The sequence below is a fragment of the Amorphus sp. MBR-141 genome (genome assembly GCF_053628695.1).
In genome coordinates this window covers 19,235-43,291 of record NZ_JBRJGW010000023.1, presented here as the reverse complement: position 1 = coordinate 43,291, position 24,057 = coordinate 19,235, and the positions used below count along the sequence as shown (strand labels likewise).

Sequence of the window (24,057 nt, the reverse complement as noted above, 5' to 3'; positions counted from 1 at the left end):
ACGTGATGGGGCGGGAGAGATCCGGCCGTCGCTTCCGGTTGCGGGCAATGCGCGCCCGCAAGTTCACCGAATCACATGGGGTCTGCGCGCCGATCGACAAGAGCGCGGCCGAAGTGCGCGTCTCTCCCGCCGCGGAAAACGGGGAGACCGCCGTGCACATCCAGGCCGCGTTGACCCGCGAAGCTCTTGCGCGACGACGGCCCGACCGACAGAGATCACTGAGGACACCACTCGTCCTGCCGGACCACGGAAACGCACGCCATGACCGCACCAGCCCTTCTTGACGGGACACCCGCCTTCGGCCAGCGCAACGTGCGGCTGGACACGCTGATCCGGTTGCGATGGCTCGCCGTCTTCGGCCAGACCGTCACCGTCCTGTCGGTCGGGCTTCTGCTCGGCTTTCCGCTGCCGATGACCGCCTGCCTGACGCTGATCGCCGCGTCGGCCGTTCTCAACGTCGTGCTGCGGCTGCGGTTCTCGTCCAGCCGGCGCCTGTCGGAGCCGAACACGACGATCCTGCTGGGCTTCGACATCCTGCAGCTCGCCGGGCTGCTGTACCTGACCGGCGGCCTGTTCAACCCCTTCGCGTTCCTGATGATCGCGCCGGTGATGATCTCGGCCACCGCGCTGCCGCCGCAGAAGACCGTGTTCCTGGCCAGCCTCGTCCTCGTCATGGCGACGTTCCTGGCGATCCACCATCATCCGCTCCCCTGGTACGACGGCGAGACCCTGGCGCTGCCGCTCCTGTATGTCGGCGGCGTCTGGCTGGCGCTGACCTGCAGCCTGGCGCTGATGGGCATGTTCACCTTCCGGGTTGCTGAGGAGGCCCGCCAGCTTGCCGACGCGCTGGCCGCCACCGAACTCATCCTCGCCCGCGAGCAGCACCTGAGCGCCCTCGACGGCCTTGCCGCCGCCGCCGCCCATGAGCTGGGCACGCCGCTCGCGACCATCGCCCTGGTCTCCAGCGAACTGGAGCGCGAACTGGAACCCACCTCGCCGCACGCGGAGGACATCCATCTGCTGCGCACCCAGACCGACCGCTGCCGCGAGATCCTGCGCAAGCTGACGACGCTGGCCGACGAACCGGACGGTCATTTCGACCGGATGAGTCTCGCCCAGCTGATCGAGGAGGTCGTCGCGCCCACCCGGGACTTCGGAATCGAGGTCGACGTGGCGCGTGGAAAGACGACCCCGGTGGAGCCAATCGTCGCACGCAGCCCGGCCATCCTGTACGGGCTCGGCAACCTCCTGGAGAACGCCGTCGACTTTGCGGAGGCGCGCGTGACGATCACCGCCGAGTGGAGCGATCGCGAGGTTTCCATCACCATCGCAGACGATGGACGCGGCTTTGCCGAGACGGTCCTCGACCGGCTCGGCGACCCGTACGTCACCAGCAGAGCCAGCCGTTCCGCCGGTGGCGGGCTCGGCCTCGGCTTCTTCATCGCCAAGACGCTGCTGGAGCGCACCGGGGCACACCTGTCGTTCAGCAACCGCCGCCCGCCCGAGCGCGGCGCTGTCGTGAAGGTGCACTGGGACCGCGACGCCATCGATCTGGGGCGCGTCGTTCCGGTCGGCGAAGACCGTCAGGACCGCCGTGCCGCGCAGGCGGCGGCTTTGCCGAACCGGTCCGCAACCCTATAATCAGGACAAAGCAACGAAAGAGACGGTCGAACGCCCGCTTCACTGGCTAAGGCGGCCTGACCGCGATGATCCAGCGTGTGGCGTGATGACAGACAACACAGACCTCGGCCCTGACCCCACTCTCCTCATCGTCGACGACGACCACGCCTTCGTGCAGCGGCTGGCGCGCGCGATGGAGAAGCGCGGCTTCGAAACCGATACGGCCGAGACCATCGAGGAAGCGATCGGCAAGGTCGACCGGAGCCCGCCGGCCTATGCGGTGGTGGACATGCGGCTCGGCGACGGCAACGGCCTCGACGTGGTCGAACGCCTGCGCCAGGCGCGGCCGGAGGCACGCAGCGTGGTGCTGACCGGCTACGGCAACATCGCCACCGCGGTGACCGCCGTGAAGCTCGGCGCCGTCGACTATCTCGCCAAGCCGGCCGACGCCGACGAGGTGTACATCGCCCTCACCCGCAACCCGGAGGACCGGGCGCTGCCGCCGGACAATCCGATGTCGGCCGACCGGGTCCGCTGGGAGCACATCCAGCGCATCTACGAGCTGTGCGACCGCAACGTCTCGGAGACGGCCCGCCGCCTCAACATGCACCGGCGCACGCTGCAGCGGATCCTGGCGAAGCGCGCGCCCCGCTAGATCCGGATGGGTTCAGGGCTGATCGATCCGGAACCGTAAAATAATTTCGATTTCAATGGCTTGGAGAGGATGCAGGTGGAAGCCCGGCATCCGCCTTGCCCCGTCGCGCTCCTCGGCACGTCCCGTTCGGATCGCAGCGATCCGGCCGGGCGATGGCATCCGACGTTCCCCTGCGCACGGGCCAGCCACGCATCTGCTGCGGCGCGCTCACGGCATCGGCAACGGGCCGGATCCCACCGGCGCCCCCCGATCGGGTAGACTGCGATGCTGATTCGTTTCCGTTGTCGCGCGTGCCGGAGTGAGCGATGAAACGCGCCCTGATAGTCCTTGGTGTCCTCTGCCTGCTGGTCGTCGCGACGCTGGCGGCGCTGCCGATGTTCATCTCCACCCAGTGGGTGCGGCAGACGGTGGTGAACCAGATCAGCCAGGCGACCGGACTGGTCATCTCGATCGACGGCGCGGTCAGCCTGCGCGCGTTCCCGACGCTGTCGCTGTCGGCCGATGCGGTGCGGGTGCGCGCCCCCGACGGCGCCGACGTGATGTCGCTGGGGACGCTGCGCGCCGACCTGTCGCTGATCCCGCTGCTATCCGGCACCGTCAACGTCAATGAGATCGTCCTCGACGGGCTGCACATCGCGCTGCAACGCCTCGAAGACGGATCGATCACGCTTCCCGGCCTGTCCCGCCAGGCGGGCCCGGCCGATGCCGCCGCCGGCGCGCCGGACGACGATCCGCTGGCCATCCTGGAACGTCTCTCCGTCGCCCATTTCAACGTGCGCAACGGCGTCGTGGTCATGGAGGACGTCGCCTCCGGCGTCCAGGAGACCGCCGACAAGGTGTTCGTCGAACTGCGCCTCCCCGGCATCGACGAGCCCGCCCACGCCGAAGGCAGCCTGGTCTTCCGGGGCGCCCCGCTCGCCTTCTCGGCCGACATCGAGACGCCGCAGACCCTGACCTCCACGGCGCCCACCGCCGTCTCGATCGCCGTCAGCAAAGGCCCCGCCACCGGCAAGGTCGCCGGCACCGCCATCCTCGGCTCGACCCTCAGCTTCGACGGCTCCGTCGAGCTTGCCAGCGACGACCTGTCGGAAGCGATCGCCTGGGCCAGCGGCACGGCGCCCGGTGCCGCGCTGGGCTCCATGTCGCTGAAGGCGACCGCGGTGATGAACCCGCTGGCGCTGGCCCTCACCGACATCGCCGGACAGGTGAACGGCACCGCCTTCACCGGCGAGCTGACGCTCCCCACCGCCACCGAAATCCCGCAGATACGCGGCCGGATCGCAGCCGACACCATCGATCTCGCCGCCTTCAGGGCGGACAGCGAGCAGGCCAACGATACGACCGAGGCGGCGGCCGATACGCCGATCGATCTCGCCCCGCTCAGCTCCGTCGACGCGGAGCTGACGCTCTCGGTCGGGGAACTGCGGGCGCCGAACCTGACGCTCCAGGGCCTCACCGCCCAGGTGAGCCTTCAGAAGGGCGTGCTCAACGTCGAGGTGCCGCAGGTGGGCTTCGGCGGCGGGTCGATCGGTTTCATCGCCCGCGCCTGGGACGACAACGGCATAGCAGTGGCCGACGGGCGCGCCACCGTGGCCCAGCTGCCACTCGCCACCGTGCTGGCCTTCGCGCCATCGCCTTACGAGGCGAGCGGCATGCTGTTCGCCGACGTCGGATTCACCACCCGCGGCACCAGCACCGACACGCTGATGCGCAACGCGACGGCCGAGGGCTCGCTGGGGCTGCGCGGCGGCCGCGTCACCGGCCTTCCGCTGGCCCAGGCCGTGCCCGGCGACCCCTCGGCCGGCACCCTCGACGCCGTCAATGTGGACGCGCGGTTCGCCGGGACCGACAGCCCGGTGTCGCTGAGCGGCAGCTTCAACTGGCGCGGCGAGGCGTTCGCGCTCACGGGCACCTCCGGCCCGCCGGGCGTGCTGCTCTCCGGCGCGCCGAGCAACCTCAACGCCGACCTGCGCTCGAACCGGGTGGCCACCAGCTATGCCGGCACGGTCACGCTGGGCGGCGCCGCCAATGGCCGCGTCGGCCTGTCGACCCCGTCGCTGCGCGGCCTGCTCGCGTGGCTCGACAATCCGATCGGCGAGGGCGACGGCCTGCAGGCGACGTCGGTCGAAGGGGTGCTGTCGGCGACGGCAAACGGCGTCGCGCTGAGCGATGCGGTCATCACCATCGACCAGAGTTCGGCGCGCGGCGCCGGCTCGGCGGCGCTCGACGGCAAGCGGCCGTCGGTGAAGGCGGACCTGGCCTTCGACACGCTGAACCTGACGCCCTATCTCGCCGGCGGCTCGACGGGTCAGCCGTCCGGCGACGGCATCGGCTGGAGCCGCGATCCGCTCGACCTCACCGTGCTGAGCGCCCTCGACGCGTCGGTGTCGCTGACGGCCAATTCCATCGTCGTGGACGACCTGAAGACCGGCGCCGCGACCCTCGGCGTCACGTTGGCCGACGGCCGGCTCGAGGCGCTGCTGTCGCGCTTCGAGCTCTATTCCGGCTCCGGCACCGGCCGCGTCACCCTGGCCGACAACCGCGGCGCGGCCAGCACCGCCGAGTTCACCCTGGACGGTGTCGACGTGCACCGGCTGTTCAAGGATGCCGCCGGGTTCGGCGCGCTGGCCGGCACCGGCAAGGTGGCGCTGAACGTCACCGGGGCGGGCGAAAGCATCTACGGCCTGATCGATTCGCTGGACGGAAGTGCCGCGCTGGAGATCCGCGACGGCGCCATCCTCGGCATCAACATTCCGCAGATGATGCGCAGCCTGACCTCGTCGATCCTGAGCGGCTGGCAGACCGATGCGAACGACAAGACCGACTTCACCGCGTTCGGGGCGTCCTTCCAGATCGCCGACGGGGTGGCCACGACCAGCGACCTCAGCCTGGTCGGCCCGCTGGTGCGAATGACCGGCACGGGCAACGCCGACCTTGCCGAGAAGACGCTGTCGTTCCGGGTCGATCCGCGCCTCGTCGCGAGCCTGGAAGGCCAGGGCAGCGAGGCGGATGCCAAGGGGCTGGGCGTTCCGATCGTCATCGAGGGGGCGTGGTCGAACCCGCGCATCTATCCGGACATCAAGGGCATCCTGCAGAACCCGCAGGCGGCGCTGGAGCAGTTGAAATCGCTCGGCAATCTCGGCGACCTCGCCAACTCGGGGCAGCTTGGCAGCGCCGCCGGCGTCGTCGGACAGCTCGCCTCCGGCGATACCCAGGGCGCCATCGGCTCGCTCATCGACCAGCAGATCGGCCAGCTCGGCGGCGGCACCGCCGGGACCGGCGGCGGCGGGCTCCAGCAGGCGCTGACCAGCGCGGTCCAGCAGCAGCTCGGCGGCGGCTCGACGGCAGCGCCGGCCGGCTCGGGCAACGCCACCCAGGACCTGATCGGCTCGGCCATCGGCCAGATCGCCGGCGGGCTCGTCGGCGGCCAGTCCCAGCCGGCGCCGCAGCCGGTGCCGACCACCGAGGTGCCGCCGGCCGAGGCCCCGCCGGCGGCCGCAACCCTGCCCGCGCCCCCGCCGGCCCCGGCCCCGGCACCCGACGCCAACCAGATCGTCACCGGCATGATCGGCAGCCTGCTCGGCCAGCAGAGCACCGCCTCCGCGCCCGTCCAGGCCCAGCCGCAACCCCAGCAGCCCCAGCAGCAGCAGGCGCCGACGACCAACCAGGTCATCGGCGGGCTGGTGGGCGGGCTGCTTGGCCAGGCCGCCGGGCAGAACGGCCAGGGCGGCAACGCCGGCGCGATCCTCGGCGCCTTCGGGGTGCCCCAGCAGCAGGCCGCCCCCCAGGCGGCGCCGCAACAGGCCGCGCCGGCCGTCGGCTCCACCACGGTGATGCCGCGCCCGAACCCGAGGCGCTGACGCGCGCGCACCGCCTGCGCGCGCACCGGGTCGCTGCGCCCTGCGCACGGGCTGCGGCTCAATCCTAAATTCCTGACTTTACTTGCGTTTTCCGAGTGCGCAGGCGCGTGCGCGACAACCGCCGCGTTTTGTCGAAAAGCGGGACCAATCTGCGCTTTTCTGCGCTTTTCTGCGCATTTGCGTCGCTGTGCGCACCAGCGTGCCGCCGGCTCCGTGCGCAGGTGCGCACTGTCGCAAAATTGTGCCCGAGCGGGTGTAATCTGGAGGAGCATATGCGGGTCCCACCGCGGCACCGTTCCCCCTCCTCCTCTCGTGCGTGATCAGCCCCGATGCAGGACCGCCCCCCTTCGGACGTCGACACCGGCCGTGGCACGCCCGGCGAGGTGTTCCGCGTGTTCCTGGTACTGGGCCTGACCTCGTTCGGCGGACCCGTCGCCCATCTCGGCTATTTCCGCACCGCCTTCGTGGACCGGCGGCGCTGGATGTCCGAGAGCGCCTTCGCCGACCTGATCGCGCTCTGCCAGTTCCTGCCCGGCCCGGCCTCCAGTCAGGTGGGCATGGGGATCGGCCTCTCCCGTGCCGGCTATCTCGGCATGCTGGCCGCCTTCACCGCCTTCACCCTCCCGTCGGCCATTGCCCTCGTCGCTTTCGCCTATGGCCTGGGCGCGCTCGGCGACACCGAGGGGGCGGGCTGGATCGCCGGGCTGAAGGCCGCCGCCGTCGCCGTGGTGGCGCACGCGCTGCTGGGCATGGCCCGCACGCTGGCGCCCGACGCCAAGCGCGCCACCATCGCCGCCGGCGCGATGATCCTGCTGCTGGTGGCCCCCACCGCCTGGACCCAGGTGCTGGTGATCGTGCTGGGGGCGGGCGCCGCGCTGCTGGTGCTGCCGAAGCCGGACATGGCCGCCGACCCGGGCGGCCTGCACGTGCCGGTCGGGCGCGGCGTCGCCATCGCGGCGCTCGCGGCCTTTGTCGTGCTGCTGGTCGGGCTGCCGATCCTCGCGGCGCTGACCGACGGCTTCGGCATCGCCATCGTCGACCGCTTCTACCGGGCCGGCAGCCTGGTGTTCGGCGGCGGCCACGTGGTGCTGCCGCTGCTGGAGCAGTCGGTGGTTGCGCCGGGGCTGGTCTCCGAATCCGACTTCCTCGCCGGCTACGGCGCCGCCCAGGCGGTGCCGGGCCCGCTGTTCACCTTCGCCGCCTTCCTGGGCGCCGTGCTCGACGGGCCGCTGACCGGGGTGGCCGGCGCGGCCGTGGCGCTGCTGGCGATCTTTCTCCCTTCGGCGCTGCTGGTGCTCGGCGCCCTGCCGTTCTGGTCGGCGCTGCGGCACCGGCCGGATGCCCGCCGGGCGCTCACCGGCGTCAACGCCGCGGTGGTGGGGCTGCTGGCCGCCGCGCTCTACGATCCCGTCTTCACCAAGGGCATCACCTCGCCGGTGGCCCTCGCCATTGCGGTCGCCGCCTTCGTGGCGCTCGCCCAGTGGAAGGCGCCGCCGTGGGCGGTGGTCGTGGCGGCCGGCGTGCTCGGTGGTTTGGTGCTCTGACGCTCGATCCGGTTGGGGTTTCTTTTCGCTCACGCCGACGAACTGACGCTCGCGCTCACGCGGGCCCGGCCTGAGTCTTCCATATCGCAATCGCGGCGGAAAACCGGTTCCCACTTTTCCTGCGATTGCTCCCCCGGCGCGCGGTCGCGCGCTGATGGGGCACGTCGGGGAGACCGCGACGGCATCAAATGCCGCGTGCGGGGTTGCGCTTCGGGAACAAAAACGGAACTATCGGATCCTCAACTCCTGCCGAAGGCCGCCATGTCGCTCGATCCCTCCCCCGTGCCGTACCCGGCCCCGCCGGTCGACGGCCGCCAGTCGCAGAACGCCCTGAAGGTGCGCCGGGGCACCTGCCGGCTGCTGCGCCTGCACGGCTTCTCGACGCTGCCGGAGGTGGGGCTCGCCTCGGGACGGCGGGCCGACCTGGTGGCGATCGGCAAGGGCGGCGAGATCTGGATCGTCGAGATCAAGTCGTCGCTGGAGGACCTGCGCGCCGACGCCAAGTGGCCATTCTACCGGCTGCACTGCGACCGGCTGTTCTTCGCCACCCTGCCCGAGGTGCCGCAAGCGGCGTTCCCGGAGGAGGCCGGCCTGATCCTCACCGACGGCTTCCAGGCGGAGATCCTGCGCGAGGCGCCGACCCACCGGCTGGCGGCCGCCACCCGCAAGGCGATGCTGCTGAAGGTCGCCCAGCTCGCCTCCAGCCGGCTGCACCTGCTGGAGGACCCGGAAGCCGCCCATCTCGACCTGCCGGTATGGTGAGGCGGGGCCTTTCTCTTGCGCTCACGCCAGCGCGCTGAAGCGCGCGGCTGCGCGGGCGCGGCCTCCGGCCGGCGCGCGGTCGCGCGCTGGGGGAGTCTGATCGACAGGACATTCCTGGGGCGAGTTGTCGTTTTTGCGCGTTCCGCTCAGCCGTGCCAGAGGCCCGGGGCGGCCTGCAGGAGGCGGGGGAGCCGCTGCAGCTCCTCGTCGAGCACGTGCACCAGCGACAGCCGGTCGGCGGCGGTGGCGGCAGCGGCCTCCGCCGCGAAGGCGGGCATGGCGCCGAGCGCCCCCGTCCGCAGGGCGACGGCGAGCTCGTGGAGCATCCGGCACTGGGCGGCCACGTCGGCCGCGGCGACCTGCGAGGCGGTCAGGAGCTCCACCGAGCTGACCACCATGCGGACGGTCCGCTGGATCTCCTCCATCTGCGCCATCGGCACGCCGCCCTCCTTCGCCGCCGACGGCATCAGCGCGCGGAGGCTCTGCAGGGTGCCGCCGATGCCGGCGAGCCCGCGCTTCGCGGCCGGCTCTCCATCGGCCGCCGACGGGACGCCGACCGCCGCCCCCGACAGCGCCTCCTCGCAGTGGAGCAGCGCGTTGGCCAGCACGTCGCGCCAGAACCAGGTGGCGTAAAGCGGCTGGACGAAGGAGAGCGCCAGCGCCACGGCGACACCGATCAGCACGTTGAGCGCCCGCCACAGCCCGATGTCCAGCGGATCGGTCCCCTGCCCGGTGACGATGATCAGGGTGAGCCCCGCCAGGAGCGCCATGTAGCCGGCGCGGCCGACCGCGTGATAGGCGCAGACGCCGCAGAACAGCGCGAGCAGCGCCCAGGTGAGCTGGATCTGCTGCAGCCACTCCTGCTGCAGCAGCACGAGCAGGCCGGTTGCCGCGCCGACCAGGGTGCCGACGACGCGCTCCAGCGCCTTGCGGCGGATGTTGCCGTGGTGCTGCAGGCCGGTGATGACCACCAGGAAGGAGATCGTCGTCCACAGGCCGTGGGGCACGTGGAGAACCGTCGTCAGGGCGATGCAGATGAGCACGCCGACGCCGGTGCGCACGGCGTGGAAGGCGCGGGAATGGCGGTACTTGAGGGGCGTGGCGTCCGGCCCGCGCTGCATTCTGTCGATCATTCCGTCGTCTTCTCCGCGATCGGCCGCGCCGTCATTTCCTGTCGATCAGGCGAAGCCACCTGACCGGAAAAGGCCCTGGTGTCGTTCCGCCACCCCCGGGGCGGAGCCGTCAATGCAGGTCCTTCGTGTACACGAACTGCGGCATGTGGAGATTGTAGCGCAGCGCCAGCAGCCGCAGCGCCAGGCCGACGCCCATCGCCGCGCCCATCACCACGTCGTGCTGCAGGCCGGCGGCGAGCCCGCCCACGTAGAGCCCGGCCGTGACGATCGACACGCTGGCATAGAGCTCGCGGCGGAACAGCAGCGGGACCTCGTTGCACAGGATGTCGCGCAGCACGCCGCCGGCGGTGCCGGTGATCATGCCGACGACCACGACGATGGCCAGCGGCTGGTTCATGCCGAGCGCGACGTTGCAGCCGATGACGGTAAAGACGACCAGGCCGACGGCATCGAGGAACAGGAAGATACCGCGCAGCCGCTCCATGAAGCGGGCGAAGACGATCGCCGCGCAGGCCGCCGTCACCGCGATGGCGAGATAGGAGGGATGGGCCACCCAGGCGAGCGGGTAGTGGCCGAGCAGCATGTCGCGGATCGAGCCGCCGCCGAGCGCGGTGATGCAGCCGAGCATCGCGACGCCGAACCAGTCCATGCTGCGCCGCCCGGCGGCCAGCGCCGCCGTCATCGCCTCGGCGCTGACGGCGACCAGATAGAGCACATGCAGCACGACGTCGCTCATGGCGGCCCGCCTCCCCCACCTTCCAGCCGGCCCACTTTGGCCGATCCCGGGCGGCGGCGCGAGGGGCAGCGGGCCGGCGTCCCGGCTTCCCGTCGGTGGGGGCGCGGTCGGGGATGCCGCCTGCCGGCCCTCGCCCGGCGAAAGCCGGGGCCAGGCCGGTCGAACGCCCGGGCTGCGGCCCGTGGCCCTGGATCCCCGCCTTCGCGGGGATGAGCGGAGTTTGGGGCGGGCTCGGCGGATCCCGTCATTCCCCCGGGTGTCCGCCGACGAGCCCTATGGATCCCCGCTTTCGCGGGGATGAGCGGAGGGTGGGGCTGGGCCGGGAGACGACACACCTGCTCATTCCAGCGAAGGCTGGAATCCAGGTGCCGAGCTTGCCGCAGGGGGAAAGGCGGGAGGAGGAGCGGCCGGTTGCGTGGCTGCGCGTATCCTCTCGCGTCCGGGACCGGATCACCGGCCCCAACTGGATTCCAGCCTTCGCTGGAATGAGCGGAAGATGGGGCGGGTGCCGGAGACACAACCCGAGCCTCGCAGGACAGCACCCACCAGCGCGCGACCGCGCGCCGCCCGGTCAGGGCGCCCTCCCGGAGCCGGTGCGCGCCAGCGCACTCGGCGTGAGGGAAGCAGCGATCCCGTCATTCCGCCGGGTGTCCGCCGACGGGCCCTATGGATCCCCGCTTTCGCGGGGATGAGCGGAGTTTGGGGGCATGGCCGGGAGACGACACACCCGCTCATTCCAGCGAAGGCTGGAATCCAGGTGCCGAGGTTGCCGCAGGGGGAAAGGCGGGAGGAGGAGCGGCCGGTTGCGTGGCGGCGCGCATCCTCTCGCGTCCTGGACCGGATCACCGGCCCCAACTGGATTCCAGCCTTCGCTGGAATGAGCGGAGTTTTTGGCCGGCTCGGCGGATCCCGTCATTCCGCCGGGCGCCATTCGACAGGCCCTATGGATCCCCGCTTTAGGCTGCGGTGTGCGGCCCTGGATTCCCGCTTTCGCGGGAATGAGCGGAGTTTGGGGTGGGGTCCGAGTGCCACGCGCGGGGCCTGTCAGGACATCTCCCACCAGCGCGCGACCGCGCGCCGGCCGGTCAGGCCGCCCTCCCGGAGCCGATGCGCGTCAGCGCATTCGGCGTGAGGGGAATAGATCAGGCCGCCCTCCCGGAGCCGGTGCGCGCCAGCGCACTCGGCGTGAGGGGAAAACAAACCAGACCGTTTACGGCCACTTCACCAGCGGCGGCATCGACGACAGGATCGAGGTGACGTTGCCGCCGGTCTTCAGGCCGAAGATGGTGCCGCGGTCGTAGAGGAGGTTGAACTCGACGTAGCGGCCGCGCCGGACGAGCTGCTCGTCGCGGTCGGCCTCGGTGAACGGGGTCTGCACGTTGGCGCGCACCAGGACGGGATAGATGTCGGCGAAGGCCTCGCCCACCGCGCGGGTGAAGGCGAAGTCGGCGTCCCAGTCGCCGGTGCTCAGATAGTCGTAGAAGATGCCGCCGATGCCGCGCATTTCATTGCGGTGCTTCAGGAAGAAATACTCGTCGCACCAGCCCTTGTAGCGGGGATAGTCGGCCACCGCGTGGGGGGCGCAGGCGGCCTCCATCGACTTGTGGAAGGCGACCGTGTCCGGGTCGTCCTGGGTGCGCCGGCGCTCCAGCACCGGCGTCAGGTCGGCGCCGCCGCCGAACCACTGGCGCGTCGTCACCACCATGCGGGTGTTCATGTGCACGGCCGGCACGTTGGGGTTCCACGGGTGGGCGATCAGCGAGATGCCCGAGGCCCAGAAGCGCGGGTCCTCGTCGCCGCCGGGGATCTGCTTGCGGAACTCCTCCGAGAAGGTGCCGTGGACGGTGGAGGTGTGGACGCCGACCTTCTCGAAGACCCGGCCGCCCATCATGCTCATGACACCGCCGCCGCCGTGGGTGCCGTCGGCGTCGGTGCGGTCCCAGGGCGCCTTCTCGAAGCGCCCGGCGGGGCAGCCGCCGGTGCCCGGCGCGCCGTCGGCCTCAACCTCCAGCGCCTCGAAGTCGGCGCAGATCCGGTCGCGCAGCGTCTCGAACCAGTCCTTCGCCCGGCCCTTCTTCCCCTCCAGATCGTCGGGAAGCGGCCGGTCCGGCACCTTCGAATTCACCATGGTCTCAGACCTTCAGCAGATGACGCGGCCGGTGTGGCCGAAAGGGCGGAGGAGCGCAAGGGCGGGCGCCGCGTCGGGAAGGGAGACCAGCGCCGGCCGGCCGTGTTCCCGCCCGGCCGGTTCGGACGGACCCTGCCGGCGAACGTCGACGGTTCGCCCGGCCGGATCCGGCCGGCTCATCCCGGTCCTCACCGATCCCGGTCGGCGTAGATGCCGGTGGGGGTCTTGCCGCCGGTGGCCGGGGCGGCGTCGTCCAGCAGGCCGGCCTGCAGATAGTGGCCCTCGAACTGGCCGGCGTGCGCCAGCCCCTCCCAGTCGTGGATGGTCAGCAGGCCGCCGGCGAGCGTGATCAGCCCCTCCGACCGCAGCGCCTGGATCGAGCGGTTGACGTGCACCACCGACAGGCCGGTCGCGTCGGCGACCTCCGACTGGGTCATCGGCCAGACGACGGTGTCGCCATCGACCAGGCCTACCTGGCGATGGCGGGCGTACATCTCGCACATCACGTGGGCGATGCGCTGGAAGGCGGTGCGCCGGCCGACGTTGACGATCCACTGGCGGAACACCGCCGCCTCGAACAGCGATTCCTTCCAGACGGCGCGGCTGACCCGCGGCGACTCCTTGGTGATGGCGATCAGCGACTCATGGGGGATCATCACCACCGTCGACGGCGCGATCGAGGCGACCGAGTGGTCCATCACCTCCAGGAGGAAGCTCTGGATGTCGAAGATGTCGCCGGGAACGATGAAGGCGGTGATCTGGCGCTTTCCGTCGGGCGTCATCGCGTAGCGGCAGGCGAGCCCCGACAGCAGCATGCAGCATTCCCGCGCCCGGTCGCCCTCCCGGACGATGTCCTGGCGCGGCCCCACGGTGACGGTGCGGGTGAAGAGGGAGTTCAGAAGGCGTTGTTCCGCCTCGGAGAACGGCTCGAGCGCGCGCAGCTTGCGCAGCATCGGGTTCTCGTTCGCCAGCATATCGCATGCCCCCTGGTGTCGGTTGCGTTCGACGTTTCGGTTCCATTCGGCCGGACGGGCCGGTGCCCTGCCGTACCCTGACGGCCCGCGGCTGCGGCGCGTCGTCGCGGGGGCCGGCGCCGCGTCGGCAAGCGGCGGCAGACGGCGGCTTGGAGGGGGCCGACGGTCGCGTCTGCCCCGGTGCCGGCTGGCCGCGTCGCCCGCCAGCGCCCGTCGCGCCTGCCCGCCGGCGCCCCACCCGGCAGCAAAACGCACCGTAGCGGCCGGCCGGCCATACCACATTAGCTTTTATTAGGGTGCCGACCGCAAGCCCGTTCGCGGCCCCGCGTCAGCCGCGATGGACGAGGATGTTGACGAGACGGCCCAGCGGATCGCGGACGAACACCCGGCGCACGCCCCAGGGCTCGTCGGCCGGACCGTAGGCGAGGCCGATCCCGGCCGCCTCCAGACGGGCGAGCACCTCGTCGAGATCGTCGACCTCGATCGACAGGTCCGGCACCGGCGTGCCGGATCCGCCCTCGGACATGACGCTCATCTGGATCCGCATGGGGGCGTCGCTGCCGTAGGTGACGATCCAACCGAGGTCCATCAGGACGTCGAGGCCGAGCACGTCCCGGTAGAAGCGGGCCGCCTCGGACGGGTCGGCGGCGGCGACGTTGGCGACGATGCGGCGGACGATCATGGCGTCGGCCTCCTCGGTTCGGAGCCGGAAGGATGGGCATTCTGCGCCATGACGAGCGCGGCGGCGACCCGGTTGCGCCCCTCGCTCTTGGCCTTGTAGAGCGCCCCGTCGACGGCGAGCAGCAGGCTCTCCGCCGTCGAGACGGTGCCGCCGTCGCGGGCCAGCGCCGAGGCGACGCCCAGGCTCAGGCTGACCACATGCAGGCCCCCTTCGTTGCGGCCATGGGGGACCTTCTGGGCCTCCACCGCCGCCCGCGCCGCCTCGGCGATCGCCATCGCCGCCTCCAGCGGGACCGCCGGCAGCACCAGAGCGAGCTCCTCGCCGCCATAGCGCGCGGCGAGCGCGCCCGGCACGTCGGCCACCGCCGCCTTCAGGGTCTGGCCGACGATGCGCAGGCAGTCGTCGCCGGCCTGATGGCCGAAGCTGTCGTTGAAGCTCTTGAAGAAATCGATGTCGGCGAGCACCAGCGAGATCTCGCCGCCCACCTCCAGCGCCGCCGTCCAGCCGGCCGACAGCGCCTGGTCGAAGGCGCGCCGGTTGGCGAGCCCGGTGAGCCCGTCGGTCATCGCCTGGCGGGCGAGCTCCTCCTCGAAGCGGATCCGCTCGGAGATGTCGCGCATGGCGATGACGACGCCTTCCAGCACGTCGCCGGAGGCGGGATCGCGGATGCCCCGGGTGCGGCATTCCACCCACACGTAGGCGCCGTCGGCGCGGCGGATGCGGCAGGTGAGCTCGCGCGGCCCGACGACGCCCGCCATCGCCCGCTGCATGGCCTCGCCGATCCGCGGCATGTCGTCCGGGTGGACCACGTCCACCGGCGTCTTGCCGATCAGGTCGCCGTCGCTCCAGCCGAGCACCGGCGTCACCGAGGCGGAGACGAAGCGGGCCGTGTAGGTGCCGTCGAGCAGCCAGAGGACGTCGGTGGTGTGCTCGACCAGGATGCGGAAGAGATCGGGACCGACCCACCTGTCCGCTCCGGCCGGCGAGAGCCCCGCCGCGCCGCCGCCCTGGTCCGTGCCGCCTGCTTTGCCCGCCATCGGTGCCGTCTCCCCTGTGGTGCCGTCTTGTCCGAGAGCCGTGTCCGGCCAGCCGCTCTTAACATAGGATGGGCCCGACATCCTCCGGGCGTCCACCCGTGTCCGGAAGGCCACAGCCGGCGAAATCCGGAGCGCCGGGGGGTGCATTCGGCCCGCGACTGGCGTAGATCGGGGGCCGCGCCAGCGCACCGTTCCCACGGTGCGCTGGCGCCCCACATGGAGAACGACATGCAGATTCGCGTCACGCCCTCGCACTGACGCGCCCATGCCTGCTCCGCGGCCGCGCCCAGAGCCCGGCGCGGAAAGACCGATACCGTCTTTCCGCCCGCTTCCCGCTCTAGGCCATTCGACCCGGTCACGTGTCCCGATGCCAGGCCGCCCCCGGCCCGGCATCGTCGTGATCGAGCGGCCGCCGGGCTCCGCATCCGGCGCGGTTTCCCGTTCGCTGCCGTTTGCCTGGAGCCTTCCGATGCTGTCCTTCTTCGAATCCCTCGTCGATCCGCTCGTCGACCGGCCGCAGGTGCGCCCGCCGGACCGGCTGCTGCCGTTCATCTGGCACTTCGTCCGCCAGGCCTGGAAGGTGATCGCCGTCCTGCTCGTCGTCGCCGGCTGCGTGGCGCTGATCGAGGTGAGCCTGTTCGACTTCATCGGCCGCATCGTCGACATGCTCGCCGACACGCCGCCGGCCGAGCTGTTCTCCCGCCACGGCGGCACGCTGCTGATGATGGGGTTCGTGGCGCTGATCCTGCGGCCGCTGGCGGCCACGCTGCACCTGCTGATGGTCCACCAGGCGGTGGAGCCGGGGATGACCAACCTGATCCGCTGGCAGACCCATCGCTACGTGCTGCGCCAGAGCCTGTCGTTCTTCCAGAACGACTTCGCCGGGCGGCTCGCCAACAAGATCATCCAGACCGGCCCGTCGCTGCGCGAGGCGGTGGTCTCGATGATCGACGCCATCTGGTACGTGACCATCTACACCGGCAGCGCGCTGATCCTGTTCGCCCAGGCCGACGTCTGGCTGGCCGTGCCGCTGGTCATCTGGATCGCCGCCTACGTCTGCGTGCTCGCCTACTTCGTGCCGCAGGTGAAGGAGCAGGCGACGGTGATGTCTGAGGCCCGCTCGATGCTGACCGGGCGGATCGTCGACAGCTACACCAACATCGCGACGGTGAAGCTGTTCGCCCACGCCGAGCGCGAGGACGACTACGCCCGCGAGGCGATCGTCGACCACACAGCGAAGTTCCGCTTCATGACCCGGCGGATCACCGGCATGAACGTCGCGCTGGTCTCGATCAACGGCTTCCTGATCGTCGCCACGCTCGGCACCGGGCTGTGGCTGTGGCAGGCCGGCACGATCAGCATCGGCTCGATCGCGCTGGCGGCCGGCCTGGTCATGCGCATCAACGCCATGTCGGGCTGGATCATGTGGGTGGTCACCGGGATCTTCGAGAACCTCGGCACGGTGGCGGAAGGGATGGAGGCGATCTCGCGGCCCTATTCGGTGATCGACAAGCCGGACGCCAAGCCGCTGGCGGTGGCGCGCGGCGAGATCCGCTTCGACGACGTGTCGTTCCACTACGGGCAGACGCGCGGCGTCATCGACCACCTGAGCCTGACCATCGCGCCGGGCGAGCGGGTCGGGCTGGTCGGGCGCTCCGGGGCCGGCAAGTCGACCATGGTCAACCTCCTGCTGCGCTTCCACGACGTGGAGGGCGGCCGCATCCTGATCGACGGCCAGGACATCTCCGAGGTGAGCCAGGCGAGCCTGCGGGCGGCGATCGGCATGGTGACCCAGGACACCTCGCTGCTGCACCGCTCGGTGCGCGACAACGTCCGCTACGGCCTGCCGGCGGCCGGCGACCCGGCGATCCAGACGGCGCTGGAGCGGGCGCACGCCGACGGCTTCGTGCCGGACCTCGTCGACCTCAACGGCCGGCGCGGCCTGGACGCCCACGTGGGCGAGCGCGGCGTCAAGCTGTCGGGCGGCCAGCGCCAGCGCATCGCCATCGCCCGCGTCCTCCTCAAGGACGCGCCGATCCTGGTTCTCGACGAGGCCACCTCGGCACTCGATTCGGAGATCGAGGCGGCGATCCAGGAGGATCTGGAGGCGCTGATGGGCGACAAGACGGTGATCGCCATCGCCCACCGCCTGTCGACCATCGCCCGCATGGACCGGCTGGTGGTGCTGGACGCGGGCCGCATCGTCGAGACCGGCCGCCATGCGGAGCTGATCGCCGCCGGCGGCATCTACGCGCGGCTGTGGGCGCGCCAGTCCGGCGGCTTCCTCGGCGAGATCGAGCCGGAGACCGTGTAGCGCGGGATCAGGGAAAGCGGGCAGCGTTTCTCTGCCGGCGCGCCTGTCCTGGACGCGTCAGGCCGGCGGGAAACCGCCGGTCTGGCGGAGCCCCTCGCCCAGCGCGATCGCCACGGAGACGGCGAGGTTCAGCGAGCGCGCGCCGTCGACCATCGGGATCTGGAGCCGGAGGTCGGCCGCCGCGTGCACCTCGGCCGGCACCCCGGCGGATTCGCGCCCGAACAGCAGCACGTCGTCGGCACGGAAGGCGGCGGCGGTGTGGGCGGCGTCGGCCGCCGTGGTGAACAGCACGAGGCGGCCGCCGGCCTCCCGGTGCGCTGCCAGGAAGGCGGCCCACGACCGGTGCCGCATCAGCGCGGCCTTCTCCAGATAGTCGAGTCCCGCCCGCCGGAGGGCCCCGTCGGTCAGCGAGAAGCCGGCCGGTTCGATGAGGTCCACCGTCACCGCGAAGCAGGCGGCCATCCTGAGAATGGTTCCGGTGTTCTGCGGGATGTCCGGCTGGTAGAGCGCGATGCGCATGACGGGCCAATTCAACCAAACGGCGAGAAACAGGGGATAGTTACGGCCCGGAAATCCAGCACCGCAGCCAATGCAGCGGCATTTTGCGACAAACCGTCCAAAGCCAACCTTGGCTACTGGACAACCGCATGAAGGGGTGCAAAAACGCAAGCGGTTCTAAAAGAGCCGATCGCGCGCGGTGAGCAGCGGTGTCCCTCAAGGCCGTCGAGGGGATGCTGCATGGCCACTCTGAGCCTGCCCCGCACGCGGCACACAAGATCATCATCGGCATCGAGAGGAGCCGACATTGGCGAGCATGGATTCGTCGGAACCGACCCGCCGCGACTTTATGTATTTGGCAACCGGTGCGTTCGGCGCAGTGGGCGTCGCGGCAGTCGCGTGGCCGTTCATCGACCAGATGAACCCGGACGCCGCCGCCCTGGCGATGGCGACCACTGAAGTTGACGTGGCGAGCATGGAACCGGGCCAGTCGATCACCGTGAGCTGGCGCGGCAAGCCCGTGTTCATCCGGTATCGGACGGAACAGGAAATCGAGGAAGCGAAGAGCGTTCCCCTCGAGGACCTGAAGGATCCGATCGCGCGCAACGAGAACCTGAAGGCCGATGCGCCTGCGATCGACAGCAATCGGGCCGCCCCGGACAAGGAGCCGTGGCTCGTGATGGTCGGCATCTGCACCCATCTGGGCTGCGTTCCGATCGGCGAGTCCGGCGAGTATGGCGGCTGGTTCTGCCCCTGCCACGGTTCGGCCTACGACACCGCCGGCCGCATCCGCAAAGGCCCCGCTCCGGAGAACCTGCTGGTGCCGACTTACGCATTCACCGCCGACACCGTCATTCGGGTCGGCTGACGGGCGAGAAGGAACGGTAACGATGTCCGGACACTCGACCTATCAGCCGCAGGGCAAGCTCGCGAAGTGGATCGATTCGCGCCTGCCCATCCTGACCCTCATGAACGCGCAGGCGATCGATTTCCCGACGCCGCGCAACCTGAACTACTTCTGGACCTTCGGCGCCATCCTGATGATGATGCTGGTCGTCCAGATCGTGACCGGCGTCGTGCTGGCCATGCACTACACGGCCAACACCGAGTTGGCGTTCGCATCGGTCGAGAAGATCATGCGCGACGTGAACTACGGCTGGCTGCTGCGGTACATGCACGCCAACGGCGCCTCGATGTTCTTCATCGCCGTCTACATCCACATCTTCCGCGGCCTGTTCTACGGCTCCTACAAGGCGCCCCGCGAGATCCTGTGGATGCTGGGCGTGGTGATCTTCCTGCTGATGATGGCGACCGCCTTCATGGGCTACGTGCTGCCGTGGGGACAGATGTCCTTCTGGGGCGCCACCGTGATCACCAACCTGTTCTCGGCGATCCCGCTGATCGGCGAATCCGTGGTGCAGTGGCTGTGGGGCGGCTTCTCCGTCGCCAACCCGACGCTGAACCGCTTCTTCGCCCTGCACTATCTCCTGCCGTTCATGATCCTCGGCGTGGTCGTCCTGCACATCTGGGCGCTGCACGTTCCGGGCAACAACAACCCGACCGGCGTGTCGGTGAAGTCGGGGCAGGACACCGTTCCGTTCCACCCCTACATCACCATCAAGGACATGTTCGCGATGGTGGTGTTCCTCGTGTTCTTCGGGTGGTTCCTCTTCTACATCCCGAACTACATGGGCCACGCGGACAACTACATCCCGGCCAACCCGCTGGTGACGCCGGCGCACATCGTTCCGGAATGGTACTTCCTGCCGTTCTACGCGATCCTGCGCGCCGTTCCGTCGAAGCTCGGCGGCGTGATCGCGATGTTCGGGGCGATCGCCGTGCTGTTCTTCCTGCCGTGGCTCGACACCTCGAAGGTCCGGTCCGGCGCCTTCCGGCCGCTGTTCCGGCAGTTCTTCTGGGTGTTCGCCATCGTCTGCGTGTTCCTCGGCTGGCTCGGTGCCCAGCCGGCGGAGGGGATCTACGTGATCCTGGCGCGGATCGCGATGGCCTACTACTTCGGCTTCTTCATCATCATCCTGCCCGTGCTCGGGCTGGTCGAGCGAACCAGGCCTCTCCCGGCGTCGATTTCCGAATCGGTGCTCGGCAAGAAGTCGGGCGGCAGCGCCCATCCGGCCGGATCCGCCGCCGCGCCTTCGGACAAGGGGTGAGCCAGGAATGCTTGTGAAACGGAAGACTCAGATGACCGTTCGCCTCGGCCTGGCCCTTGCGGCCGGTTTGACCGGCGCCCTCCTCCTGGGCGCCGTACCGTCGGCCCACGCCGCGGAAGGCGGAGCCCCGCACATCCCGAGGGAGCGCTGGAGCTTCTCAGGGCCGTTCGGCACCTACGATCCCGCCCAGCTGCAGCGCGGCTTCAAGATCTATCAGCAGTCCTGTTCGGCCTGCCACTCGATGGAATATGTCGCGATCCGAACCCTCGGGGCGCCGAGCGGACCCTACTTCCCGGAAGCTGCGGTGAAGGAGATCGCCGACGGCTACGAGGTCGAGGACGGCCCGAACGATTCCGGCGAGATGTACATGCGGCCGGCCCGGCCGTCCGACCATTTCCCCTCGCCGTTCCCGAACGAGCAGGCGGCGCGTGCGGCCAACGGCGGCGCCTATCCGCCGGACCTGTCGCTGATCGCCAAGGCGCGCGCCGCGCACGCGGGCTTCCCGACGTTCGTGTTCGATGCCTTCACCCAATACCAGGAGGCCGGACCGGACTACGTGCACGCGCTGCTCACCTCCTACCACGAGCCGCCCGAGGGCGTGACGGTGGCGCCGGGCATGTACTACAACACGGCCTTCCTGGCCGGTCACCAGATCGCTATGCCGCCGCCGCTCTCCGACGGTCAGATCGAGTACACCGACGGCACCCCGGAGACCCTCGACCAGTACGCCCGCGACGTCTCGGCGTTCCTGATGTGGGCGGCCGAGCCGAAGCTCGAGGCGCGCAAGCAGACCGGCTTCAAGGTGATGCTGTTCCTGCTGGTGTTCGCCGGGCTGCTGTACTTCACCAAGCGGAAGATCTGGAGCAACATCGCCCACTGAACCGGACCCGCACCCACCTCGGACTGCCGAACGCGCCCGGAGCGATCCGGGCGCGTTTTTTATTGGCCTCCGGCCGACGCCCGGACCGAAAACATGCACAAAACTGCAGGATCGGCCTTTCCGTCCGGTCCACATCAATTCTAATATGGAACTATAACGCCACCTGACGAAGCACTTCGGCGTCAAGGCCACACGAGAGGGCCCGCGGCGCGCGATGGGAGGAACCACATGAAACGGACGTCACTCTGCCTCGCCCTGCTGCTCGGAACCTGCATCGGCGCCAGCGCCGAGGAAGTCACGCTCCGCGGCGCCAGCGCGTTCGCCGCCGACACCACGTTCGACCGGCCCTTCAAGGCGTTCGTCGGCTGGATCAACGAGAACGGCAAGGGCGTGCTGCAGATCAACGTGGTCGGCGGGCCCGAAGCCGTGCCGCCGTTCGAGGTGGGCAACGCCGTGTCGTCGGGGGTGATCGACATCGCCAACGTGACGGCGGCGTTCTACACCAACCTTTTGCCGGAAGGCGACGCGCTGAAGCTCGCCACCAACACCATCCAGGAGCAGCGCCAGAACGGCTGCTACGAGCTGGTCGACCAGCTCCACCAGGAGAAGATGAACGTCAAGTATCTCGGCCGGACCGGCGACGGGATCCCGTTCCACCTGTACCTCACCAAGCCGATCGAGACCGCCGACCTGAGCGGGCTGACCATCCGCACCACGCCGGTCTATCAGGCGATGTTCGAATCGCTCGGCGGCAACCTGGTGCGCACCGCGCCGGGCGACGTCTACACGGCGCTCGAGCGCGGCACCATCGACGGCTACGGCTGGCCGGCCCAGGGCGTCCTCGACCTCGGCTGGGACGAGCAGACCAAGTACCGGGTCGACCCCGGCTTCTATCAGGTCGACGTCGACCTGATCATGAACCTGGACACCTGGAACGGCCTCGGCGACGCGCAGAAGGACCTGCTCCAGCGCGGCGTCGAGTGGGTGGAGGCGAAGAACGCCGAGAACACCAAGGCCAACGAGGAGGAGTTCGCCAAGCAGGCCGAGGCCGGCATCGAGACCATCACCCTGGACGGCGCCGCCCGCGAGAAGTGGGAGACCACAGCCCAGGACGCCGGCTGGGAGGCGATCAAGGCCATCGACGCCGACACCGCCGCGAAGCTCCGGGCCTGTCTGACCGACTAGCCGGCGGATGCGCCTTTTTTCCCAATCCCTGCAGCTCGTGCTGAACGCTCTCGCCATCCTGGCGGGAGCGATCTTCTCGCTGATCGCGGCGGCGATCGCCGTGAACGTGGCGCTGCGCGCGCTCGATGCGCCGCAGCTCCGCGGCATGGTCGACCTCATCGAGGCCGGCATGGTCGCCGCGACCTTCCTCGCCGCGCCCTGGGTGCTGTCGAAGAACGCCCACGTCACTGTCGACGTGGTCACCACGGCGCTGCCGATCGAGACGCGGCGGCGCCTGGCCCGGGCCGTCTGCCTGCTGGGCATGGTCGTCTCGGCGGTGCTGTTCTGGAGCGCCCTGCAGGCGGTGATGGTCAGCTACGGGCGCGGCTCGATGGTGCGCGGCATCCTGGTCTATCCCGAATGGTGGCCGCTGCTGGCGCCGACGATCTCCGGCGCGCTGCTGGCGCTCGAGTTCGCCCGCCGCACGATCACCGGCGTCGACGTCGTCGACCGGCAAGCGAGCGGCATCTAGGCGATGGACTGGTCCACCACCCTCCTCCTCATGCTGGGCGGCCTCGTCGCCCTCTTGGCGATCGGGCTGCCGGTCGCGTTCGCCTTCATCGCCGTCAACATCGCCGGGGCGTACTTCATCCTCGGCGGCGAGAACGGGCTGGTGCAGATGGCGCGCAACGCCACCCAGTCGATCGCGTCGTTCTCGCTGGCGCCGATCCCGCTGTTCATCCTGATGGGCGAGATCCTGTTCCAGACCAAGGTCGCCCACCGCGCCATCGACGCCATCGACCGCGTCGTCACCCGGATCCCCGGCCGGCTGTCGGTGGTGACCGTGTTCGGCGGCACCATCTTCGCCGCGCTGTCGGGCTCGACCATCGCCAACACGGCCATGCTCGGCTCGACGCTGCTGCCCTCGATGCTGAAGCGCGGCTACCACCCGACGCTGGCGATGGGGCCGATCATGGCGTCGGGGGCGATCGCCATGCTGATCCCGCCGTCGGCGCTGGCCGTGCTGCTGGGCTCGCTCGCCGGCATCTCCATCGCCGGGCTGCTGGTGGCGGGCATCTTCCCGGCCATCATCCTGTCGGTGCTGGCGGTGCTGTTCATCGCCGGCGCGGCCACCGTGCGGCCCGACCTGGCGCCGCGCGACGAGCAGCCGGCGATGACGCTCCGGGAACGCTGGACGCCGTTCGCGATCTACGTGCTGCCGCTCTCCGGCATCTTCGTGGTGGTGATCGGCAGCCTGCTCACCGGGCTGGCCACGCCGACCGAATCGGCGGCGCTGGGCTGCATGGCCGCGATCGCCGCCGGCTTCGCCTACCGGTCGATGTCGTTCGCGGCCCTCGGGACGGCGGTGATGGAGACCGTCAAGCTGTCGGTGATGATCCTGTTCATCATCGCCGCCAGCCAGACCTTCAGCCAGATCCTGTCGTTTTCCGGCGCCACCGGCGGGCTGATCCGGCTCATCGAGGGCTTCGACCTCTCCGCCCTGTGGATCCTGGTCGGGATGATCCTGATCCTGTTGTTCCTGGGCTGCTTCATCGACCAGATCAGCATGCTGATGGTGACCATCCCGGTGTTCATTCCGCTGGCGAAGTCGGCCGGGATCGACGAGCTGGTGCTCGGCGTCGTCTATCTGCTGACGATGGAGATCGCGCTTTTGACGCCGCCGTTCGGGCTGCTGCTGTTCGTCATGCAGGGGGTGGCGCCGCCATCGATCCGGATGCGCCAGATCTACGCCGCGGTGACGCCGTTCCTGATCATCAAGCTGGTCGTGCTGGCGCTGGTGGTGGCGATCCCGGCGCTGGGGACGTGGCTGCCGGGCCAGCTCGGCAGGTAGGGCGTTCCCAGCCCGATCGAAGCGATCCGGACGGCAAGCAATCGCTCAAG

The 24,057-nt window shown here is 70.0% G+C and carries 19 protein-coding genes; 12 read left to right on the top strand and 7 right to left on the bottom strand.

The genetic code is table 11. The features are described 5' to 3' along the window. Positions 1-261: 261 nt before the first annotated feature. From ACSSVZ_RS23320 to ACSSVZ_RS23300, 5 genes are all read left to right on the top strand, one after another. Positions 262-1,641: an ActS/PrrB/RegB family redox-sensitive histidine kinase gene (locus ACSSVZ_RS23320; RefSeq protein ID WP_453973220.1), complete on the top strand. Its 1,380-nt coding sequence runs from the start codon at positions 262-264 to the stop codon at positions 1,639-1,641. An 85-nt stretch (positions 1,642-1,726) separates the two neighbouring features. Then, positions 1,727-2,275, top strand: a complete 549-nt coding sequence (locus ACSSVZ_RS23315; protein ID WP_453973219.1) for an ActR/PrrA/RegA family redox response regulator transcription factor — start codon at positions 1,727-1,729, stop codon at positions 2,273-2,275. Between the two features lie 305 nt (positions 2,276-2,580). After that, positions 2,581-6,135, top strand: coding sequence for an AsmA family protein (locus ACSSVZ_RS23310; RefSeq protein WP_453973217.1), 3,555 nt, complete (start codon positions 2,581-2,583; stop codon positions 6,133-6,135). A gap of 329 nt (positions 6,136-6,464) precedes the next feature. Next, positions 6,465-7,679 (top strand): chromate efflux transporter, encoded by a 1,215-nt coding sequence (chrA, locus tag ACSSVZ_RS23305; protein ID WP_453973215.1) that lies wholly within the window; start codon positions 6,465-6,467, stop codon positions 7,677-7,679. 261 nt (positions 7,680-7,940) lie between these two features. Next, positions 7,941-8,441, top strand: coding sequence for an MmcB family DNA repair protein (locus ACSSVZ_RS23300; protein ID WP_453973213.1), 501 nt, complete (start codon positions 7,941-7,943; stop codon positions 8,439-8,441). Positions 8,442-8,587: 146 nt separating this feature from the next. On the opposite strand, the gene ACSSVZ_RS23295 is transcribed toward ACSSVZ_RS23300, so the two are convergent. From ACSSVZ_RS23295 to ACSSVZ_RS23270, 6 genes are all read right to left on the bottom strand, one after another. Beyond that, a complete protein-coding gene (locus ACSSVZ_RS23295) occupies positions 8,588-9,574 on the bottom strand; it encodes an FUSC family protein (protein WP_453973211.1) in 987 nt (328 codons plus the stop codon). A 109-nt stretch (positions 9,575-9,683) separates the two neighbouring features. Then, on the bottom strand, positions 9,684-10,310 hold the full coding sequence (locus ACSSVZ_RS23290; RefSeq protein ID WP_453973209.1) for a trimeric intracellular cation channel family protein: 627 nt from the start codon (positions 10,308-10,310) through the stop codon (positions 9,684-9,686). A gap of 1,210 nt (positions 10,311-11,520) precedes the next feature. Then, positions 11,521-12,438, bottom strand: coding sequence for an oxygen-dependent coproporphyrinogen oxidase (gene hemF / locus ACSSVZ_RS23285; RefSeq protein ID WP_453973206.1), 918 nt, complete (start codon positions 12,436-12,438; stop codon positions 11,521-11,523). Positions 12,439-12,626: 188 nt separating this feature from the next. Beyond that, positions 12,627-13,412 carry a Crp/Fnr family transcriptional regulator gene (locus ACSSVZ_RS23280; RefSeq protein WP_453973204.1) on the bottom strand — a complete coding sequence of 262 codons (786 nt, stop codon included), beginning with the start codon at positions 13,410-13,412 and terminating at the stop codon, positions 12,627-12,629. 328 nt (positions 13,413-13,740) lie between these two features. Continuing rightward, positions 13,741-14,094, bottom strand: a complete 354-nt coding sequence (locus tag ACSSVZ_RS23275) for a VOC family protein (protein ID WP_453973202.1) — start codon at positions 14,092-14,094, stop codon at positions 13,741-13,743. Then, a complete protein-coding gene (locus ACSSVZ_RS23270) occupies positions 14,091-15,131 on the bottom strand; it encodes a sensor domain-containing diguanylate cyclase (RefSeq protein ID WP_453973200.1) in 1,041 nt (346 codons plus the stop codon). The genes ACSSVZ_RS23275 and ACSSVZ_RS23270 overlap by 4 nt, the downstream gene beginning before the upstream one ends. Before the next feature lie 469 nt (positions 15,132-15,600). Between ACSSVZ_RS23270 and ACSSVZ_RS23265 the strand changes: the two genes are divergently transcribed. Then, positions 15,601-17,445: an ABC transporter ATP-binding protein gene (locus tag ACSSVZ_RS23265; protein ID WP_453973198.1), complete on the top strand. Its 1,845-nt coding sequence runs from the start codon at positions 15,601-15,603 to the stop codon at positions 17,443-17,445. 57 nt (positions 17,446-17,502) lie between these two features. Here the strand turns inward: ACSSVZ_RS23265 and ACSSVZ_RS23260 are convergent, their stop codons facing one another. Next, complete coding sequence (locus ACSSVZ_RS23260) at positions 17,503-17,964, bottom strand: tRNA (cytidine(34)-2'-O)-methyltransferase (protein ID WP_453973196.1); 462 nt, start codon at positions 17,962-17,964, stop codon at positions 17,503-17,505. A 295-nt stretch (positions 17,965-18,259) separates the two neighbouring features. Between ACSSVZ_RS23260 and petA the strand changes: the two genes are divergently transcribed. From petA to ACSSVZ_RS23230, 6 genes are all read left to right on the top strand, one after another. Next, positions 18,260-18,811 carry a ubiquinol-cytochrome c reductase iron-sulfur subunit gene (petA, locus tag ACSSVZ_RS23255; RefSeq protein WP_453973194.1) on the top strand — a complete coding sequence of 184 codons (552 nt, stop codon included), beginning with the start codon at positions 18,260-18,262 and terminating at the stop codon, positions 18,809-18,811. A gap of 22 nt (positions 18,812-18,833) precedes the next feature. Further along, positions 18,834-20,111, top strand: a complete 1,278-nt coding sequence (locus ACSSVZ_RS23250; RefSeq protein ID WP_453973193.1) for a cytochrome b — start codon at positions 18,834-18,836, stop codon at positions 20,109-20,111. A 31-nt stretch (positions 20,112-20,142) separates the two neighbouring features. Then, a complete protein-coding gene (locus ACSSVZ_RS23245; RefSeq protein WP_453973192.1) occupies positions 20,143-20,991 on the top strand; it encodes a cytochrome c1 in 849 nt (282 codons plus the stop codon). 228 nt (positions 20,992-21,219) lie between these two features. After that, positions 21,220-22,176, top strand: coding sequence for a TRAP transporter substrate-binding protein DctP (gene dctP / locus ACSSVZ_RS23240; protein WP_453973191.1), 957 nt, complete (start codon positions 21,220-21,222; stop codon positions 22,174-22,176). Positions 22,177-22,183: 7 nt separating this feature from the next. Next, complete coding sequence (locus ACSSVZ_RS23235; RefSeq protein ID WP_453973190.1) at positions 22,184-22,687, top strand: TRAP transporter small permease; 504 nt, start codon at positions 22,184-22,186, stop codon at positions 22,685-22,687. 3 nt (positions 22,688-22,690) lie between these two features. Next, positions 22,691-24,007, top strand: a complete 1,317-nt coding sequence (locus ACSSVZ_RS23230) for a TRAP transporter large permease (RefSeq protein WP_453973189.1) — start codon at positions 22,691-22,693, stop codon at positions 24,005-24,007. Positions 24,008-24,057: the final 50 nt, after the last annotated feature.